This is a genomic window from Labrys methylaminiphilus subsp. lupini (assembly GCF_051161885.1).
GTDB lineage: Bacteria > Pseudomonadota > Alphaproteobacteria > Rhizobiales > Labraceae > Labrys.
The window spans coordinates 4005016-4023828 of sequence record NZ_JBMDIH010000001.1 but is presented as its reverse complement, the minus strand read 5'-3'; the positions used below and the strand labels follow the sequence as shown (position 1 = coordinate 4023828).

20 protein-coding genes and 1 pseudogene are annotated in these 18813 nt (G+C 64.0%); 9 read left to right on the top strand and 12 right to left on the bottom strand.

Translation table 11 applies throughout. The features are described from left to right. Nucleotides 1-958 precede the first annotated feature (958 nt). A complete protein-coding gene (locus ACN6KF_RS19045) occupies nt 959-2515 on the bottom strand; it encodes a vWA domain-containing protein (RefSeq protein WP_434958353.1) in 1557 nt (518 codons plus the stop codon). 225 nt (nt 2516-2740) lie between these two features. Between ACN6KF_RS19045 and rtcR the strand changes: the two genes are divergently transcribed. Beyond that, nucleotides 2741-4336 carry an RNA repair transcriptional activator RtcR gene (gene rtcR, locus ACN6KF_RS19040; RefSeq protein WP_434958352.1) on the top strand — a complete coding sequence of 532 codons (1596 nt, stop codon included), beginning with the start codon at nt 2741-2743 and terminating at the stop codon, nt 4334-4336. 21 nt (nt 4337-4357) lie between these two features. Here rtcR and ACN6KF_RS19035 read toward each other — a convergent pair whose 3' ends face one another. From ACN6KF_RS19035 to ACN6KF_RS19020, 4 genes and pseudogenes are all read right to left on the bottom strand, one after another. Beyond that, nucleotides 4358-5002: a dihydrofolate reductase family protein gene (locus tag ACN6KF_RS19035; protein WP_434958351.1), complete on the bottom strand. Its 645-nt coding sequence runs from the start codon at nt 5000-5002 to the stop codon at nt 4358-4360. A gap of 158 nt (nt 5003-5160) precedes the next feature. Further along, nucleotides 5161-5313 (bottom strand): nuclear transport factor 2 family protein, encoded by a 153-nt coding sequence (locus tag ACN6KF_RS19030; protein ID WP_434958350.1) that lies wholly within the window; start codon nt 5311-5313, stop codon nt 5161-5163. 122 nt (nt 5314-5435) lie between these two features. After that, a pseudogene (locus ACN6KF_RS19025) lies at nt 5436-5567 on the bottom strand (nuclear transport factor 2 family protein); the annotation flags it as partial. A gap of 68 nt (nt 5568-5635) precedes the next feature. Continuing rightward, nucleotides 5636-6241 (bottom strand): TetR/AcrR family transcriptional regulator, encoded by a 606-nt coding sequence (locus ACN6KF_RS19020; RefSeq protein ID WP_434958349.1) that lies wholly within the window; start codon nt 6239-6241, stop codon nt 5636-5638. A 78-nt stretch (nt 6242-6319) separates the two neighbouring features. On the opposite strand from ACN6KF_RS19020, the gene ACN6KF_RS19015 reads away from it, so the two are divergent. Beyond that, on the top strand, nt 6320-7240 hold the full coding sequence (locus ACN6KF_RS19015) for an alpha/beta hydrolase family protein (protein ID WP_434958348.1): 921 nt from the start codon (nt 6320-6322) through the stop codon (nt 7238-7240). 104 nt (nt 7241-7344) lie between these two features. Here ACN6KF_RS19015 and ACN6KF_RS19010 read toward each other — a convergent pair whose 3' ends face one another. The 3 genes from ACN6KF_RS19010 to ACN6KF_RS19000 all read right to left on the bottom strand — a co-directional run bounded on the left by ACN6KF_RS19010 (nt 7345) and on the right by ACN6KF_RS19000 (nt 9370). Further along, nucleotides 7345-7866, bottom strand: a complete 522-nt coding sequence (locus tag ACN6KF_RS19010) for a YegJ family protein (protein WP_434958347.1) — start codon at nt 7864-7866, stop codon at nt 7345-7347. A 150-nt stretch (nt 7867-8016) separates the two neighbouring features. Next, nucleotides 8017-8622: a hypothetical protein gene (locus tag ACN6KF_RS19005; protein WP_434958346.1), complete on the bottom strand. Its 606-nt coding sequence runs from the start codon at nt 8620-8622 to the stop codon at nt 8017-8019. Between the two features lie 10 nt (nt 8623-8632). Beyond that, on the bottom strand, nt 8633-9370 hold the full coding sequence (locus ACN6KF_RS19000; protein WP_434958345.1) for an SH3 domain-containing protein: 738 nt from the start codon (nt 9368-9370) through the stop codon (nt 8633-8635). Nucleotides 9371-9520: 150 nt separating this feature from the next. On the opposite strand from ACN6KF_RS19000, the gene ACN6KF_RS18995 reads away from it, so the two are divergent. From ACN6KF_RS18995 to ACN6KF_RS18975, 5 genes are all read left to right on the top strand, one after another. Beyond that, nucleotides 9521-10525 (top strand): 2-hydroxyacid dehydrogenase, encoded by a 1005-nt coding sequence (locus ACN6KF_RS18995; protein WP_434958344.1) that lies wholly within the window; start codon nt 9521-9523, stop codon nt 10523-10525. 23 nt (nt 10526-10548) lie between these two features. Beyond that, a complete protein-coding gene (locus ACN6KF_RS18990; protein ID WP_434958343.1) occupies nt 10549-11139 on the top strand; it encodes a nucleoside 2-deoxyribosyltransferase in 591 nt (196 codons plus the stop codon). A 24-nt stretch (nt 11140-11163) separates the two neighbouring features. Next, nucleotides 11164-11961, top strand: coding sequence for an AraC family transcriptional regulator (locus ACN6KF_RS18985; RefSeq protein ID WP_434958342.1), 798 nt, complete (start codon nt 11164-11166; stop codon nt 11959-11961). 83 nt (nt 11962-12044) lie between these two features. Then, the gene (locus ACN6KF_RS18980; RefSeq protein WP_434958341.1) at nt 12045-12656 is read left to right on the top strand and encodes a LysE family translocator; all 612 of its coding nucleotides are present in this window, start codon (nt 12045-12047) and stop codon (nt 12654-12656) included. Between the two features lie 66 nt (nt 12657-12722). Further along, nucleotides 12723-13007: a DUF6958 family protein gene (locus ACN6KF_RS18975; RefSeq protein WP_434958340.1), complete on the top strand. Its 285-nt coding sequence runs from the start codon at nt 12723-12725 to the stop codon at nt 13005-13007. Nucleotides 13008-13058: 51 nt separating this feature from the next. Here the strand turns inward: ACN6KF_RS18975 and ACN6KF_RS18970 are convergent, their stop codons facing one another. Further along, nucleotides 13059-14075: an adenosine kinase gene (locus ACN6KF_RS18970; protein ID WP_434958339.1), complete on the bottom strand. Its 1017-nt coding sequence runs from the start codon at nt 14073-14075 to the stop codon at nt 13059-13061. 101 nt (nt 14076-14176) lie between these two features. Here ACN6KF_RS18970 and murJ point away from each other — a divergent pair, with 101 nt between their 5' ends. Then, nucleotides 14177-15748, top strand: coding sequence for a murein biosynthesis integral membrane protein MurJ (gene murJ, locus ACN6KF_RS18965; protein WP_434958338.1), 1572 nt, complete (start codon nt 14177-14179; stop codon nt 15746-15748). Nucleotides 15749-15807: 59 nt separating this feature from the next. Here the strand turns inward: murJ and ACN6KF_RS18960 are convergent, their stop codons facing one another. The 3 genes from ACN6KF_RS18960 to truA form a co-directional block, all read right to left on the bottom strand. Next, complete coding sequence (locus tag ACN6KF_RS18960; RefSeq protein ID WP_434958337.1) at nt 15808-16398, bottom strand: sugar O-acetyltransferase; 591 nt, start codon at nt 16396-16398, stop codon at nt 15808-15810. 89 nt (nt 16399-16487) lie between these two features. Then, nucleotides 16488-16793, bottom strand: a complete 306-nt coding sequence (locus ACN6KF_RS18955) for an NIPSNAP family protein (protein WP_434958336.1) — start codon at nt 16791-16793, stop codon at nt 16488-16490. Between the two features lie 101 nt (nt 16794-16894). Then, on the bottom strand, nt 16895-17638 hold the full coding sequence (truA, locus tag ACN6KF_RS18950) for a tRNA pseudouridine(38-40) synthase TruA (protein WP_434958335.1): 744 nt from the start codon (nt 17636-17638) through the stop codon (nt 16895-16897). A gap of 288 nt (nt 17639-17926) precedes the next feature. On the opposite strand from truA, the gene ACN6KF_RS18945 reads away from it, so the two are divergent. Then, on the top strand, nt 17927-18739 hold the full coding sequence (locus ACN6KF_RS18945; RefSeq protein WP_434958334.1) for an ABC transporter substrate-binding protein: 813 nt from the start codon (nt 17927-17929) through the stop codon (nt 18737-18739). The last annotated feature ends 74 nt before the right edge of the window (nt 18740-18813 follow it).

Sequence of the window (18813 nt, the reverse complement as noted above, 5' to 3'; positions counted from 1 at the left end):
GCGACAAGGATGGCGAAACATATGCTCTACCATTGAGCTACGGGCCCATACTGGTGGACCCGACGGGACTCGAACCCGCATCACTTGGGGAATAGCCATGTAGTTCCGCCGGCATTCGCCGCAACGTTCCAAATCATGCCGGGCAGACGCGGCGACGAAAGGGATGAAACCTCTTCACCCGCGCGGAGCCTTTCGGCCTGGCGCAAGGTTCCGGATTCGAACCAGGAGGACCATGTAGTTCCATCGGCATTCGCCGCTCTGCGCGGTGTCGTTGAAGATGTGTGCCACGGCGACGAGCGGGATGAGAACGGGCTCCCGATAGCGGTGAGTCGGGTGCAGTTCGCGGCTGCAGCGCCCTGTGGTGCTGTATTCCCATCGGCATTCGCCGTGACGTGTCGAAATTCCTTTCAGTCGAAACATGTACGGCGACAAGGCATGACAGGGCGGCTGCTGCTGAACTACCGCTTGCGCGGGGCGCCTTGATGCGCCGGCTCCCTTTGCTTTGAAAGGGTGTTCTACCTGTAGTCCTGTCGGCATTCGCCGCTGGTTGCAATAAGCCGGGATCGGCCACGGCGACGAGAGTGACGAAACATCCTGCTCTATCCACTGAGCTACAGGCCTTGCGGCCTGGCGGGAATTGAACCCGCGACCTGGAGCGTGACTGGCTGTAGTTCCGTCGGCATTCGCCGCGTCCGGTATGAAATCTCCAAAAGCGTTTGTTGAAACGCGCCTTGCTCTGGCGGTGGAAGCCACGGCAACAAGAATGACGAAACGTTACCGCCTTGCGGCGGTCCGTGCTCTAACCGATTGAGCTATGCAGCTTGCGCCGCAGCGGGATTTGAACCCGCAACCCCGGGATTCGCAGTCTGTAGTTCCGTCGACATTTGCCGTGGCCCATTGCCGTACACCTTAGGCTCCGGCCGGCAGCGTGAAGCCGCCGGCCGGACATCGTGTCGTATCAGAGCTCGATCTTCTCGATCTCGTCGACCCAGTGCTCGGCGCTCATCTCGCCCTTCGTGAAGGCCGCGATGGTGTCGAACACCGCATCCGAGAAGCCGCCGATGTTCATCACATCGGCGCGCTCCTGCGCCTGGGTGGTCGTGTAGGGCTGGATGTCGAGACACACCAGCTTGGCATTGGGATTGCTGGTCTTCACCCGCTCCCACTGCTTCATCATCTGCGTGGCCTCGCCGCCCCGGCGCGCATCGATCCAGGACTGGTTGTCCGAGACGAAGATCACCAGGTCCACCTTGGCCTTTTCGTTCGCCAGCTTCTCCAGCGGCGCCGAGCAGTTGGTGCCGCCGCCGCCGATGGAGGCAAGCTTGCGCGCATTGGTCATCACCGTGTCGCGCGGCTCGAGGTCCACGCGGACCACGGTCTGCTCGAACGGGATCACCCGGGCCGACGGATTGGCCCGAAGCACCGAAGCCGCCACCAAGCCGGCCACGTCGATGCAGCGCACCTGCGTGGTCGAACCCTTGCGATAGCCGGTGACCGGCGAGGACATCGAACCCGACACGTCCGGGCAGACGACCACGCGGCCCTCGATCGCGGGCACATTGGCGACCGCGGTCTCCATCGCATCGTGCAGCGCCTCACGCACCACGGGCGGGATGTCCTGCCCGGCCTGCGCATAGGCCATCATCAGCTGATACGGGAACACCCGTGCCCGCTTGATGGCCTCGCGATCGGCAAGCCGCGCGGCAAGCTTTTCGGCGAAGCCCTCCACCTCGAACACGCCGTGGCGCGCAAAGGTGGCGAGATTCATCCGCAGCATCTGCCAGCCGGCCTTGTCGGCGATACCGGCCCAGTGCTGCCGGGTGAGCGGCAGCGCGGTGAGCATCTGGAACGGCACGGCCGGCACCGGCAGCGACGGATCCTGCTTGAAGGCCTCGAACGCCCGGGCGATGTCAGGCAGCGCCTCTACATCGTAGGGACGCCCGATCAGCCAGGCATAGAGTGCCTCGCGCGCCTTGCCGGTGGGCTTGGGGTGGACCATCTTGATCACATCCGCGAGCGAGGGATCGTTGCCCACGCTGGCACGCATGATCTCGATGTCCGAAGCGGTCTCGAGCCAGGCCTGGACCAGCTTCTTCGGCCGGGTCCCGAGGGACTTACGACCGACGGCACCCGACCGCATCACCTGCACGAAATTGCGCAGCATCTTGCCGTTATCGACCACGCGCGGAAACGCCTTGGCGAAATCGCCCGTCTGCAGCATCGAGAGATAGGCGAGCAGGAGAGCCGGCATATCCTTCATATGGCCGCGCTGGCGGGCATAGATGGCCGCCTTGGCGATGAACGCGCTCTCCACCTCGCAGACCGCCTTGAGCGTCTCGTCGAGCTGCGCGGTGGCGCTCGCATAGAAGGTGCGGTTCAGCGTACCGGTGACGGCGAGCTGGGCCAGCGCGTGGCGCGGCGTGAACTGATAGGCCGGGGCACCGTGCTTGTTGGCCGCATCGGTCTTCGGCAGCATCTTCCCCACAAAGGAGGCAAACAGCGACTTATTTGCCATGGCAATCATCCTCGTTCGTTACGAGGATCTCTTTGCAGGGAGCGTGCCAAGTCGAATGAGAGGCGACGATTTATTTTACAAGATATTGATTTTAAAGGATAAAAATTTACATACCCAATTCACTGCGCTTCATGAAGTCGGTGGAGGAATGGTACCACCTTAGAATATTGGATATAGTATTATATCATGGTATCTCTTCTGTGAGCCTGCGCCTGTGGAGGACTCATGAAAAAGCGTGTCGCCATCGGGTTCCTCGGCGTCAGCCTGGACAGCGGCAAGCGTGACAAGCGCTGGGAGCGCTGGCGGCCGACAGTGGCGCTTTGCCAGCAGGGGGATCTGCCCATCGACCGCCTCGAATTGATCCACGATATCAGGGCGACGTCGCTGGCCGAGCGGATCACAGGCGACATCGCCGTGATTTCGCCGGATACGCAGGTGGTCAGGCACATCATGAATCTCGCCGATGCCTGGGATTTCCAGGAGGTCTATGGGGCTCTCTATGATTTCGCCAAGGCCTATCCCTTCGATGCCGAGGAAGAGGAGTACCTCGTCAACATCACCACCGGCACCCATGTCGCCCAGATCTGCTGGTTCCTGCTGACCGAGGCCCATTATGTGCCCGGCAAACTGATCCAGCTCTCGCCGCCCAAGCGCCAGGGCGAAGGCGTCGCCGGCTCCTATTCGATCGTGGATCTCGATCTTTCGCGTTATGATGCCATCGCCAGTCGTTTCAGGGCGGAGACGCATGAGGCGACTTCCTTCCTCAAATCCGGTATCCCCACCCGCAACACCGCTTTCAACGCCATGATCGACCAGATCGAGCGGGTGGCGATGCGCTCGCGCGCGCCGGTGCTGCTGACCGGGCCGACCGGCGCCGGCAAGTCGCTGCTGGCCCGCCGCATCTTCGAGCTCAAGCAGGCGCGGCGGCAGCTCACGGGCGGTTTCGTCGAGGTCAATTGCGCCACCTTGCGTGGCGATCATACGATGTCGGCGCTGTTCGGCCATGTGCGGGGCGCCTTTACCGGCGCCCAGACCGATCGGGCCGGTCTCTTGCGTGCGGCCGATGGCGGGTTGCTGTTCATGGACGAGATCGGCGAGCTTGGTCTCGACGAACAGGCCATGATCCTCAGGGCGATCGAGGAGAAACGCTTCCTGCCTGTTGGCGCCGACAAGGAGGCGGCCAGCGATTTTCAATTGATTGCCGGCACCAATCGCGATCTGTCGGTCGACGTGCGTTCGGGCAAGTTTCGCGAGGATTTGCTGGCCCGTCTCAACCTCTGGACCTTCGAACTGCCGGGCCTTGCCGCCCGCCGCGAGGATATCGAACCCAATCTCGACTTCGAACTCACGCGCTACGCCGAACGCGAGGGCGAGAACATCGCCTTCAACCGTGAGGCGCGTGCCCGCTACCTTGCCTTCGCGACGGCGGCGGAAGCGCGCTGGACCGCCAATTTCCGCGATCTTTCCGCCTCCGTCACTCGCATGGCGACGCTGGCACCGGGCGGGCGCATCACCGAGGAGGGGGTCGTCGAGGAGATCGCCCGCCTCGTCAGGCTTTGGCGAGCGGGTGACGGCGACGGCACGGACAGGCTGCTCGCGGACCTCGTCGGCGAGGAGCGCGTTGCCGGCATCGACCGGTTTGACCAGGTGCAATTGGCCGAGGTGGTTCGCGTCTGCCGCGCCAGTTCCTCCCTCAGCGCGGCCGGGCGCGTGCTGTTCGCGGCATCGCGACAGGCCAAGGCCAGCTCGAACGATGCCGATCGCCTGCGCAAATATCTGGCGCGCTTCGAACTGGATTGGGAAGAGGTGCGGCAGGGCTGAGTGCGGGTCTTCGAATATGCCTCACTCCCGGACGATGGTCAGGTGGGTGGCTTGTGGTGTCGGGACGCGGTCGGTGACGCGATAGCCCAGGGCCGGCAGGTCGATGCCGGCGAAGAAGCTCTCCCCCTTGCCGAGCAACACCGGCGAGGTGACAAGATGCAGGTCGTCGATCAGGCCGGCCTTGAGATATTGATGGATGGTCGCAACGCCGCCGCCGATTCGCACATCCCTGTTGCCGGCGGCCGCCCTGGCCTGCCGCAGGGCCGACTCGATGCCGTCGGTGACGAAATGGAACACGGTGCCGCCCTCCATCTCGATCGGGTCACGGGCATGGTGGGTCAGTACGAAGACCGGCACGTGATAAGGTGGACTGTCGCCCCACCAGCCTTTCCAGCTTGTGTCGGGCCAGGGGCCGCGAACCGGACCGAAAATGTTGCGGCCGAGGATCCAGGCGCCGAGATTGTCCATGCTGCGGGCGGCGAAATCGTCATCGATGCCCGCCTCGCCGCCTTCCTGTCCGAACATCTTGCGGAAAGTCCGGGTGGCGAAGGCCCAGCCATGCAGCTTGGTGCCATTCACGCCGAGGGGATTGTCGAGGCTCTGGTTGGGGCCGGCGCCATAGCCATCGAGCGAAAGGGAAAAGCCCCGGACGATGAGTTTCGACATGTCGTTTCCTCTCCGGTCTGATTGCATATTGAAACCAGTTCAGAAGCTAGTCAAACCGATTCAATTTTGCAATCAGTTTTATCCAAGGTATAGGAAGCCAAATGTGCGGCGGCTGCCGCCGATTTGTCTCTATCTGACGGGACCGGATGCGGCCGGGTTCACGGACGCAGGTCGAAGTGAAAGACCTTCGAGATGATCTGCCAGCGCCCATCGAGATGCACGAAGGTCAGGAGATCGGTGAAATGCTTCGGCCCGATCGCGCATTCGACCCGGGCAAAGGCCGTGACCGGACCGGCGAATTCGATGGACACGATCCTGTCTGCCCGCTCTTCGTTGCGGCTTGCGGCTTGCGGCTTGCGGGTGAAGGACGCTTGTCCACCATGGGGAAATATTCGGCCATGCCGAGATGCGTCAGGCCTCCTTCGCTGGCGCAGGCATAGAGAGCCTGGGGATGAAAGACATGGCGCAACCTCTCGGTGTCGCTGTGATAGAGCCCGTCGAAATAGGTCTGAAGCGCCGTGACCAGCGCCTCGAAACCGGGATACTTGGGAATGTGGCTCGTCATGGCGGTCTTGGCCCTTTCCTGCATGGAATATTAAACGCGAAGCGATATAATTTGCCGGCTATTGAAGGTCAGGCCGCGGCGGGTGTGCGGGAAGTCCTGTTGCCGAGCGCCGTGGTGATCAATGTGGCCGCCGCCTTGCCGGCAGCTTCCATATAGTGGGGGTCGCGGTGCAGCAGCACGACGGCAAAGCTGCCATCGAGCAAAAGCACGACCTGCTGGGCGAGCAGGCCGGCGTCGGCAAGGGCCTCCCGCTCCAATTCGAGCCGCAGCCAGCCCTCGAAGCGCTTCTTGTGGGCGGCGCCGACCTTGATGGCGGGATGGCCGGGCAGGTCGGCGAGTTCGGCGGCGGTGCGCAGGAATCCGCATCCCTTCCAGCGCGGATGACGGGCCGCGACGGCGAGATTGCGGAAGATGGCCTCGACCTTGGAGGCAACGTCCCCCTGCGCCTCGTCGAACCATCGCCGGAACAGAGCGAGGTTGGGCTGGTCGCGGGCCGCCAGATAGGCAGCGATCAGATCGTCCTTGCTGGTGAAATGATAATAGAGCGTGCGCTTGGTGATGCCGGCCTTGGCGGCGACCGCGTCCACGCCGACATTGCGAATGCCTTTGTCGTAGAACAGGCGCGCCGCGGCGCTGACAATGCGCTCGCGCGTGGTGGTCGCGGATGCAGGCATGGCACAGCCTCCAATGTATACTGACTAGTGAGTATAATCATTGTTGGAAACCGTGCTAACCCTTCGTTCGAGCAAGGGATGGCAATGGCTATGGACACGGCGCCGGCCGAACCGGTCGAAATCATCTGCGGGGACGGGGTCGTTCTTGGCGGCCACCTCTGGCCGGCGGGTGGTGGACGAAGAACGGGCACGGTCATCATCAATGCCGCGACAGGCGTGCTTGCCCGTTATTACCATCGCTATGCCCGTTTTCTCGGCGAACACGGTTTCGATGCGATCACCTATGACTATCGCGGCATCGGCCTGTCACGCCCGGATGATCTGAAGCATTGCGGCTATCGCTGGAGCGAGTGGGGAACGCGCGATTTCGAGGCCGTGCTGGGTTTTGCCAGGCAGCGCCGGCCGGATGGGCCTCTCTTCGTGGTCGGCCATAGCATCGGCGGCTTCCTGCCGGGACTCGCTGGTAATGCCGCCTGTATCGATCGCATGCTCACCGTCGGCGCCCAATATGCCTATTGGCCCGATTATGCGCGCAGCCACCGTCTCCAATTGCTCTGGCGTTGGCATGTGCTGATGCCCTTGCTTACCGCGATATACGGCTATTTCCCGGGCCGGCGGCTGGGCTGGCTCGAAGACCTGCCGGCCGGAATCGCTCTCGAATGGAGTTTCCGCCGCCGGCGCGTGGAAGACAGCCATCCACGCAAGGAGCGGGAGGAGGTCCTCGCGCGCTTTGCCGCGGTTTCCGCGCCGATCCTGGCGGTGACGACGTCGGATGATGAATTCGGCACCGTGCCTGCCATCCGGCGTGCCCTGGCCTATTACAGCTCCAGCGCCACGACAGCGGTGCGCCTACTGCCGCAGGACTACGACCTAGCCGAGATCGGCCATTTCAGCCTGTTCCATGACCGGCATCGCGCCGGCTTCTGGCGGGACACACTCGCCTGGCTGCAGGACGGCGTGAATCCCTGGCCGCACCGGCGCTTCGAGACGATGGGGTGAGGCATGGCGCGCCGGCAGAGCCCGACCGAAAGATTGTACGAACCCCGACCTTTGTCACCTCGGCGATTTTCGAGTTCGGGCTTCACAGGGAGAAATGGCCGGCCTCATTGCGGCGAGCGGGGGCCCTCGCAGGTCAGGCCGATCTGGTCCTTCAACTCCTGGGCCTCGCGCGGATCCTCCTTGGCCAGCAGGGCGCAGGTGGTGAAATTGCCCTGCAGCTTGCCGTCGCGATAATAGCCCCAGTCCCGGATCCGGCTCCTGAGAAAGGTGAGTTGTTGGCCGAACGTCACATTGCCCACCAGTTCCGGGCGGTTGTTGATCTTGCCGGTGAAGCGGTCACCCCTATGGCTGACCTCGTTGAGCCAGAAATATTCGGTCTGGGCACCCTGGATGATCGGCACCTTCACGGCGAAGTCGCTGGCGCCGGTGATGTTGCCGTCCAGGGCGTCGATGAAATCGGGCAGGCTTTCCTGCGCCTTGGCGAAAGCGGCCTTCATGGCGGGATCGTCATCCCTGGCCTTCAGCGTGCCGTCGCGGCCGGCCTTCTGGGTCACGGTTTCGGCATGGGCCGCGGACAGGCCAAGAAAGGCGAGGCCTGTTACGGCGAGGAGGAATGCTCTCGTCATCGGCGGCTCCGGTTGCTGGCGTCATCGTAGCGGCAGGACGGGCCGGATCGCAACGGGGGCGTTTTCTGTGGGCGTCTCGCCCTTTATACGGGCCTCGCCGGAGCGGTGCGAGGTCGCCACAGGGTGTCCCCGCATCGTTTGTAGGCAAATTCAGAGGCTCGCGAGCGCTGCAGCGAAGCGGTGCAAGGCCGGTGGGTCGAAGCCATCCTCGCCGGCGAGCACGAAATCGATGGCGTGGGGTTGTAGCGCGGCGGCGGCCGGGAGGAGTGCCGGATCCGTCAGCCCGAGAAAGCAGGGCAGGCCTGCCAACTCGATCAAATGTCGGCAGGCGCCCAGATCGTCCGCGTCATCGAGGTTCAGATGCAGCGCATCGGCAAGGCTGGCATAGGTCTCCACCAGGGCGCTGGCATCGCTGTGGGCTGGATCGATCGACTGGATGATCTTGCGGCCACGGATGATGCGCTTGAGGCCGGGATATTCACTGGTGGCGATCGGCCTTGCAAGGCGGACGGCGAGCGCCGCTGATGCATCGACCTGCTGGGCCACGGTACCGGCCGTCAGCGCCGGGGTGGCCAGGATCGGCGTGACCGCCGGCGGCAAAGCGAGTGCGATCGCCGCCAGCGCCTCGCTACCTTCCGGCCCCGCCTGCGGAAAGGCTGAAGGGTCGAGCCCGATGGCGTCAGCGCCGGCCTCGACCGCCGCGCCGGCTTGCTCGCGGGAGGCGATCCCGCTGATCATCAGGCGAAGGCGCGGCACCGGTCCCGTCTCAGTCGACGGCTTCGCCGGGATAAGCGCCCCACAGATTGTTTTCCTGGATCCAGCCGTCGAAGCCTTCGCCCTGGATGCGGCACCAGTTCGAGGCACAGCTCTTGATCGAGGCCTGCACGCCGGGCTGCAGCATGGCGACGGCCGTCGCCTTGGCGTCGGCGGTGGCACGGAGCGGCAGCGTCTGTTGCTTGGACCAGGGCGCGATCAGGGCTGTGCGCTTGCCTGAGAGCAGGTTCTGCAGCACCCAGCCTTCGGAGCCGTCGGCGTCGCGGATGCGCCGCCAGTTCTCGAATTCGGCGATCACTTCCACCGGTAAATTGGACTTCTGGTAGATGAAGGACACGGTCTGGTCGCGCGAAGGACCCTGGCGCACATTCACCCTGTCGGGCTTCAGGCTGACGAAGCGTGGCATCGGTAGGCCGGAGACCGGCCCGAGTTGATCCTTGCCGGACCGGTCTCCGGTTGCCGACTTGGGATCGGGCAGCGAGCCGGTGACGTCATCGGCCTGCTTATCCGGAATGGCGGCCTTGCCTGCGCCGGCGATGAAGGCGGCTACGGTGGGGTCGGCAAGCGTATCGGCGCTGATGCCTTCGGTGACCGAGCCTGCCGGCTGCTTCAGGCGCTTGTGGTGAAGATAGTAGACCCCGCCAGCGACGATGAGGGCACAGAAGGCGCCAGCAAAACCGATCTTGGCAATGGGACTTAAACGGGGCGCTTCTTCTTCGTAATAGGACATGCCGGACCTCGACGCACACACTCGCCCGCAACCACCTCTGTTGCTGCGCTTGCCTGTCTGTTAGAGGAAAGACAGCGACGGGCTGCGGGCTTATCGGTGCAGTTTGTCTGAGGGCGGTGAACGCCGTCTTAAAGTTTGCGGGAGGTCGGCATGTCGTTACGAAAAAAACCGCGGGTCGTGGTCACACGCCGCCTGCCGGACAGCGTGGAAACCCGCATGCGCGAATTGTTCGACGCGCAGCTCAACCTGACCGACGAGAAGATGTCGCAGGAGGCGCTGATCGAGGCGGTGAAAACCGCCGACGTGCTGGTGCCCACCATCAATGACCGCATCGACAAGGCGCTGATCGAGGCCGCCGGCAGCAGCCTCAAGCTGATCGCCAATTTCGGCAATGGCGTCGACAATGTCGATGTCGAGGCTGCCGTGGCGCGAAAGATCACCGTGACCAATACGCCGCGTGTGCTCACCGACGACACCGCAGACATGACCATGGCACTGATTCTCGCCGTGGCCCGGCGCGTCACCGAGGGCGCGCGGGTGATTCCCGAAGGCGACAATGCCTGGCCAGGCTGGTCGCCGACCTGGATGCTCGGCCGCCGCATCACCGGCAAGCGCCTCGGCATCATCGGCATGGGCCGCATCGGGCAGGCGCTGGCGCGCCGGGCCAAGGCCTTCGGCCTGCAGGTGCATTACCACAACCGCCATCATGTCGACCCCGCCATCGAGGCGGAACTGGAAGCGACCTATTGGGATTCGCTCGACCAGATGCTGGCCCGCATGGACATCATCTCGGTCAACTGTCCGCATACGCCGGCGACCTACCATCTGCTCTCGGCCCGGCGGCTCAAGCTGCTCAAGCGCGAGGCCCTGGTCGTCAACACGGCGCGCGGCGAGGTAATCGACGAGACCACGCTTGCCAAGATGCTCGATGCCGGCGAGATCGCCGGGGCCGGGCTCGACGTGTTCGAGCATGAACCGGCGGTCAATCCCCGCCTGGTCAAGCTCGCCAAGAGCGGACGCGTGGTGCTGCTGCCGCATATGGGCTCGGCCACCATCGAGGGCCGTACCGACATGGGCGAGAAGGTCATCGTCAATATCCGCGCCTTCATGGACGGGCACAGCCCGCCGGACAAGGTGCTGCCGGAGATGCTGTAGCGCCCCACTCAGGAAGGAACACGATGCGCGTTTATCTGGCCGGTCCCGAAGTCTTCCTGCCCAATGCCCGGGCAGTGCTCGACGCCAAGATCGAGCTCACGCGGCGCTATGGCTTTATCCCGGTCTCACCCGGTGACCTGGAAATCCCGGCCCAGCCGACCAAGCGCGATTTCGGCCTCGCGATCAGCGCCGTCAATGAAAAGCTGATGCTGAGTGCCGATGCGATCATCGCCAACCTCACGCCCTTCCGCGGCATCGCCGCCGATACCGGCACGGTCTACGAACTCGGCTTCATGTGCGCGCGTGGCTGCCCGGCCTTCGCCTTCTCCAATGTGGCCCAATCGCATTTCGAGCGGCTGCAGGTCTATTATGGCGGCCAAGTCGCTGATGATGCCGAGGGCCGGCCACGCGGCTCGGATGGGTTGGCTGTGGAAGATTTCGACATGGCCGAGAATCTGATGCTGGACGGCGGTATCGAGGCACGTGGCGGCGCGTTCGTCACCCGCTCCGTAGCGCCCGGCAAGCTCTTCGAGGATATTGCCGCCTTCGAGGAATGCCTCGGGATCGCCGCCGGGCGGCTGCTGCAAGGCGGCAAACCGTCTTCTTCGTTTTAGGCGGCCGGCATGGGCGCGCGAGGCATGTTCACCGCACGAGCCTCCGGCATGGCCGGGATCGACGCGGTAATAGCCCAAAGCAGCTACAGCTTTCCGCGCCACATGCATGATCAATACGGCATCGGCCTGATCGATCGCGGCAGCCAGAAGTCCGCCAGCGGGCGCGGCCCGGTCGAGGCCGCTGAGGGAGACGTTATCACGGTCAATCCGGGCGAGATACATGATGGCAGCCCCATCGGCGATCGCGGCCGGGCCTGGCGCATGCTCTATTTCGATCCAGCTCTCATGGCAGAGGCGATCGGGGACATCCGCGAAGGCGGCGGCGCAACGTTCGAACTCGCCGATCCAGTGGTACGGGACCGGCGGATTGCCAGCCTTTTCGCCAGGCTTTTCCAGGGCCTCATCGACACTGGGACGAGGGACGCCACCGTTCTTTGCCGCGACGAAACCTTGCTGATCTTGCTGGCCCGGATCAGCGGCGTGGCTGTTCCCGATTCCGCCGTGCCTGGCGCCATCGGAATTGCCCGCGATTACATCGATAGCGATCCAGTCGCGCCCTTATCCCTGTTCGACCTGGCGCAGTTGACAGGGCTGAGCCGCTTTCAGGTGGTCCGCGGCTTCGCGAGGGCAACCGGCATGACGGCGCACGCCTATCTGATGCAGCGCCGTCTGCAGCTGTCACGGCGCCATATCGCGCGCGGCATGGCGCTCGCCGAGGCCGCTGCGGCGAGCGGCTTCGCCGATCAGAGCCACATGACCCGCCTGTTCGTACGCAGCTACGGCATCTCGCCCGGCGCCTATGCGGCGGCACGGGCTCTTTGAATCAGCCCCACACGCTGCAATTGCGTTCAAGACGGGCCTGCCGCTATCGGGGCATTCCTGTGGTTTTCCACCGGAGCCTCCGCATGTCCCTCGACTATCTCGTCACTGCGCTCGTCGTCATCCTCCTGCCCGGCACCGGCGTGCTCTATACGCTGGCTCTCGGGTTGAGCCAGGGCTGGCGCGCCAGCGCTCTCGCGGCCTTCGGCTGCACGCTCGGCATCCTGCCCCATCTCGCCGCTGCGATCGTGGGCCTGGCAGCTCTGCTGCACGCCAGCGCCGTCGCCTTCCAGGCCCTGACCTATCTTGGCGCCGCCTATCTCCTCTACATGGCCTGGAGCGTCTGGCGGGACGGCAGCAGCCTGCAGCTTTCAGGGGATCGGCAGCGCCTGCAACCGGCCCGCATCATCCTCAAGGGCGTGCTCCTGAACATCCTCAACCCCAAACTGTCGCTCTTCTTCCTCGCCTTCCTGCCGCAGTTCATCCCGCCCGGCACGGCCAGCCCGATCGCCGCGATGAACGAACTCGCCCTTTGGTTCATGGCCCTGACCTTCCTGGTCTTCCTGGCCTATGGCGCCGGTGCTTCGGCGGTCCGGAACCAGGTGGCGCGGCGGCCAGCCGTGCTCCTCTGGCTGCGCCGCGGTTTTGCACTGGCTTTTGCGGGGCTGGGATTGAAGCTGGCCTTTTCGCGCTTGTGATGTCGGGAACGTTCCGGGATGCGCGTCCTTGCCAATGAAGGACGTCGCAAGCGGGAGGATTCAATCATGACGAATGCAAGCAGGATCGAGCTGTTGAACGTCAATCACCCTGGCAAGGGCCGGCCGGCGGATGCAGTCCTGTATGCGGCAATGCTGGCCTTTCTGCCGGATAGCAAGCCCGGCCTGACCGTGGCGCAGGTCCAGGACGGGGTGCCTGCTTTGCTGCCGCAGGATCTCTATCCCAACGGCGCTAAGGCAGGCTGGCGGGTCAAGGCCGCGCAACTCGACCTCGAAGCGAGAGGCGTCATCCAGCGCGAAAAGGTCTCGCCGCTGCGCCTCTACAAGGCCTGACGCTGCTCGAGAAAAGCCCTCCGGCTTTTCTCGATGATGCTTTGGCTCTCGTCAGAGAAGACCATTTTCCTGGGCCATCACCCGCAGATTGGTCTGCGGGCGGGCGCCGACATGCTGGATCACCTCGGCGGCGGCCAGTGCGCCCAGCTTGAGCGAGGCCAGATGCGGCAGGCCGCGGGCGAGGCCGAACAGGAAGCCCGAGGCGAAGAGATCGCCGGCGCCGGTGGTATCGACGAGCTTGTCGATCGGGAAAGCCGGTACGGAGACGCGCGTGCCGCCCTCGATCGCCAGCGCGCCGTCTTCCGACCGCGTCACGATGGCGAGGCGGCAATCCTTCTCGACCTGGGCAAGGGCCGTCTCGAAGTCGGAGGTCTCGTAGAGCGACTTGATCTCCTGGGTGTTGGCGAACACGGTATCAACCACGCCCGAACGCATGAGATCGAGGAACTCGCCGCGGAAACGGTCGACGCAGAAGGAGTCGGACAGGGTAATCGCCACGCGCCGCCCGGCCTTGTGGGCGATGTCGGCGGCTTTCAGGAAGGCGTCCTTGGCATCCTGGGGATCCCACAGATAGCCTTCCATATAGGTGATTGCGGCGCCCTGCACGACGTCTTCTTCGATATCGGCGGGCCCGAGCAGGTGGCAGGCGCCGAGATAGGTGTTCATCGTGCGCTCGCCATCGGGCGTGATGAAGATGAAGCTCTTGGCGGTCGAGGGCCCCTCGCTCAGCGGCACCGTCTGGAAATGCGTGCTTTGGGCGCGCAGGTCATGGGTAAAGACCTTGCCGGCCTCGTCCTGCTTCACCTTGCCGAAATAGGCGGTTTTGCCGCCCAGGGAAGCGACACCCACGGCCGTGTTGGCAGCCGATCCGCCCGAAATCTCGACGCTCTGGCCCATGGCGGCGTAAAGATGGTCGGCCCGTTCCTCGCTGGTGAGGATCATGGCGCCCTTGGCGAGGCCTTCGCGGACCAGGAAATCGTCTTCGGTCTGGGCAAAGACATCGACAATGGCGTTGCCGATGGTGAGAACGTCGAAACGAGGTTTCGCGCTGGAAGGGGATTTGGGCATGCAGTATCTCTGTTTTGCGGCGCGGACTATAGCGATGTGTTGCGTTGCGGCAAGAAAGAGTTGCGATGCAACCGCTGCCGTCGCTGTCGTTCGGAGTTCTGATGGCCTTCCTGCGTAACGCTGCCTCGGTTGGATTCGCCACCCTCGCCTCCCGCATTCTCGGTTTCATCCGTGACACCATGGTGGCGGCGGCGCTTGGCGCCGGGCCGGTGGCGGATGCCTTCGTGGTCGCCTTCCGCCTGCCCAGCCTGATGCGCCGGCTGTTTGCCGAAGGGGCGGTGAACACGGCTTTCGTGCCCTTGCATGCCGAGGCGGAGCGCCGAGGCGAGGGCGGGGCCTTTTCCGACCAGGTCTTCACCCAGGTCGCCCTCGTCTTCTTCCTGCTCTCGGCCCTGGCTTTCATGGCGATGCCGCTGTTGATCGAACTGATCGCACCTGGCTTCGGGAAGGGGGGCGGTCGTGTCGACCTCGCCGTCGCCCTGTCGCGCATAACCTTCACCTATTGCCTGGCAACGGCCGTGATGGTGGTGGCCTCGGCGGTACTCAACGTCAACGGCCGCTTTACGGCCGCCGCCTATGCGCCGGCCCTCGTCAATGTCGTCACCATCGCCACCCTGCTCGGCGCGCCCTTGCTGGTTCAGCTCGACCAGGAGGCCCTGGCGCGCCTGCTGGCCTGGTCTATCTTCATCGGCGGCCTCGCTCAGGGCGCTCTGGTCTTCTTTGCGCTGCATCGGGCCGGCCTGCGGTTGCGCCTGGTCAGGCCCCGCTGGACCCCCGCGGTCCGGCGCTTTTTCCTGCTGGCGCTGCCCGGCGTGCTGACGGCGGGGGCGACGCAGGTCAATGCCTTCATCGGCCTGATCGTGGCCTCGGCCGATCCCGGCGCCGTCACCTGGCTCTATTATGCCGACCGCCTCTACCAGCTTCCATTGGGCATCATTGCGGTGGCGCTCGGCAATGCCTTGCTGCCGGAACTCGCCCGGGCCAGCACCCGAGGCGACCGGCAAGCCGAGAGCGGCATCCTGAGCCGGGCGGTCGAATTCGCAGCTTTTCTCAGCCTGCCCGCTGGCTTGGCCTTGATCATTCTGGCCGGTCCCATCGTCTCCGTGCTGTTCGAGCGCGGCGCCTTCACAGCCAGCGACAGCAGCGCCACCGCCTGGGCCCTGGCGGGTTTTGCGGCCGGCCTGCCGGCCTTCGCCGGGGCCAAGGTATTGCAGCCGCTGTTCTTCGCGCGTGCCCGCATGCGCCTGCCTTTCGTGATCGCCCTGATCGGCGCGAGCGCCGACGTGATCCTGTCCCTGGCCCTCTTTCCAGTCTGGCGCCAGACCGGCATCGCCGTCGCCGCCGCGGCGTCAGGCTGGATCAACCTCGTCCTGCTGCTCCTGGTGACTTGGCAAGGCGGACTTCTGCAACTCGATCCGTCTGCCCGTTTGCGACTGCCCAGGATCGTGGCCGCCGCTATCCTGATGCTGGCCGCCGTTTATGGAGTGGCGCAGGTGATGGCGAGCTGGCTGATCTCCGGGCAGCCCTTGGCGCTACGGGTGGCGGCGCTGGCCCTTCTCTGCGGCGGCGGCCTGATATTCTACCTCGTCCTTTGCTGGTTGTTTGGCGCCATCGATCGCAAGGCCGGATTGCGTGCGCTATTGGCCGGACGTAAGCCGAAGGCCGGCGTCTAGCTGTCGGGTCGTAAGACCGCATTGCGAGGCAGATCTGCCATCGAAATGCAACGGCCATGTCAGGACCTGAAGCCCGTGCGATCGGCCTCGGTGATAGTGCGGATGATCTGGGCTGGAACGCCGGCGGCAATCACGTTTGGCGGGATGTCGCGGGTCACCACGCTGCCCGATCCGATGATGGCATTGTCGCCAATGCTCACGCCTGGATTGATATGGACGCCGGCGCCGATCCAGACCCGGTTGCCGATCCGCACCGGTTTGGCCTGGCAGGCGCCGGCGGCCCGCTCGATCGGATCGATGGCATGATTGGCGGTGTAAATGCCGACCCGTGGCCCGAACAGCACATGATCTCCGATCTCGACGCCACCGCCATCGAGAATCACGCAGTCGAAATTGGCGTAGAAGGAGCGCCCGAGGCTGATGTTGAAGCCGAACTCGCAGCGAAAGCTCGGCTCGAACAGAGCGCCCGGGCCGACCGATTTCAGGAGTGACCTCAGGATGGCCTCGCGCACTCCGGCCGGCTCGCCAATGCTCCGGTGATAGGCGTCGGTGCGTTCGACCGCCTTGGCACGAGCCGCGATCAGTTCGGGTGTCAGGTCGTTATACACGGCGCCGCTGAGCATCAGGGCGCGCTGGGCCTCCAGATCCACCGGGACCTCCTGTTCCCTGGAGCAAGATGCGATCAGGACGGATCGCTCGTCCGCTCCAATTCCTATGCGAAGTGCATGAGGCCGTGACGTCAGCCCAGGACCGGTCGCAGGAAGTTGCGTTCATAGCGCAGGATGCTGCGGATCTGCTTTTCCTCAGCCAGGATGGCCTGGCATTCCGGATCCACGGCCAGGCGCCGGCGGTAATCCTCATAGGCGGCCAGGCTGGGAAAACTGAACAGGGCGTAGGCGATGTCGCTGGCGCCTTCATGCGGCAGGAAATAGCCGTGATGCGTACCACCCATGCGATTGACCACGGGAATCCAGGCTTTCGCATAGGCTTCGAAGGCGTCGACCTTCCAGGGGTCGATGACATATTTCAGATGACAGGTGATCACGGACGGCCTCGCAGCTTGAGCATCGTGCCAGAAAGGGGCGCGAGTTTCCTACAACATCGGATCCGATTCTGAACCAGCTCCGCTGCTGTCGCGGAGGGAGATCAGTAATCGACGCCGGTGAGATAGAGCCCATGCGGCGGTGCCAGCGCGGCACAGCGGGTACGGTCGCGCGCTTCCAGCACACCGACCAGATCCGCCTTGCTCCAGTCGCCGGAGCCGACCCTGCGCAACGATCCCACCATCGAGCGGACCTGGTTGTGCAGGAAGGAGCGGGCAGTGGCGACGACATGGATCTCGTCGCCCACGCGCGCCACGTCGAGGCGGTCGAGCGTCTTCATCGGGCTCTGGGCCTGGCAGTCGGCCGAGCGGAAGGTGGTAAAGTCGTGATGGCCGATCAGGCCCTGCGCGGCATGATGCATGCCCTCGGCGTCCAGGGCCTTGCGGATGTGCCAGGCACGGTGGCGCTCCAGCGCCAGAGGCGGACGGCGGTCGATCAGACGATAGAGATAGCGGCGACCCTTGGCGGAAAAGCGGGCATCGAAACTGTCAGGCATCTGCTCGACGGCCAGGATGGTGACATAGTCGTCCTGCAGAGTGAGATGGGCGTTGAGGGCATCGCGCACCCTGTCCGTACTCCAATCCTTGGCCAGCATCACCGAGGCAACCTGCCCGGTGGCATGCACGCCGGCATCGGTACGGCCGGCCCCCTGGATGCGCAGGGTCTGGCCGGTGAAAGCCAGAATGGCCTCCTCGATCGCCTGCTGCGCGGATCGGCCATTGGCCTGGGCCTGCCAGCCGACATAGGGCGTGCCGTCATATTCGATCAGGAGCTTGTAACGCGGCATTCGGGTACTTCGTTGCTGAAGTCAGGCCTCTACGCCAATCGGGCACGAGAGTCACCAGTATGTGAGGTTTTACCCGCCATCGGGTGCGGAAGGCACTGCTGAGATCCCGGGCGATCGCTGTCCGTGCCAGGAGGTATCGACAGGTCACAAATTCAATATATTTTTTCTATTGATTTTATAGACTAATAATTGAAGATGAGCCAAAGCACCAAATGCCTTGGTGGTCTCGCGACAGCCGGCCCCGCCCGGCCGCCGCGAATTCAAAATATTTCCAACGGACATCGTGACATGCGCAGATTTGCGACATTCGTACTTGCCACCCTCCTGGCCGCCGGCGCGGTCGGCGTTGCCCATGCCGACCGCCTCGACGACATCAAGCAGGCCGGCGTCCTCAGGGTCGCGGCCTTCGACGCCAATCCACCCTTCGGCTTCGTCGACCCGAAGACCAAGCAGATTGCCGGCCTCGACGTCGATTATGCCAAGGCTCTTGCCGACAAGCTCGGCGTGAAGCTGGAAGTGCGTCCCACCAACCCGGCCAACCGCATTCCGCTGCTCACCTCCGGCAAGGTCGACCTCGTGCTGGCCAATTTCACCATCACCGAGGAGCGCGCCAAGCAGCTCGATTTCTCAATTCCCTATTTCTCATCCGGCCAGCAGTTCTTGGCCAAGAAGGGTACGCTCTCCTCGCCCGACCAGCTCAACGGCCTGCGCATCGGCGCCGACAAGGGCACGACCAACGAGATCGTGCTGCGCCGCGATTTCCCCAAGGCCGTCGTGGTCTCCTTCGACGATACGCCCTTCGCCTTCACCGCCCTGCGCAACGGCAATGTCCAGGCCATCACCCAGGACGGCCCCAAGCTGATTGGCCTGCTGGCCAATGTGCCCGACAAGGAGAATTACGAGATCCCCTCCTTCACCATCTCCAACGACTATATCGGCGTCGGTATTCCAAAGGGTGAGAAGCGCCTGGTCGAGGTGGTGAACCAGACGCTGGTCGAGCTCGAGGCGAACGGCAAGGCGGCCAGCATCTACGATGTCTGGTTCGGCCCGAAATCGGCGCAGCCTCTGGCCCGCTTGTTCAAGATCGGCGACAAGAGCTAGTTCCCTGACATTGCTTGAAAGTTTCCGACACCGCGCGGGTCCCCCGCGCGGCTTTTTGCGTTCGATCGTTTGAG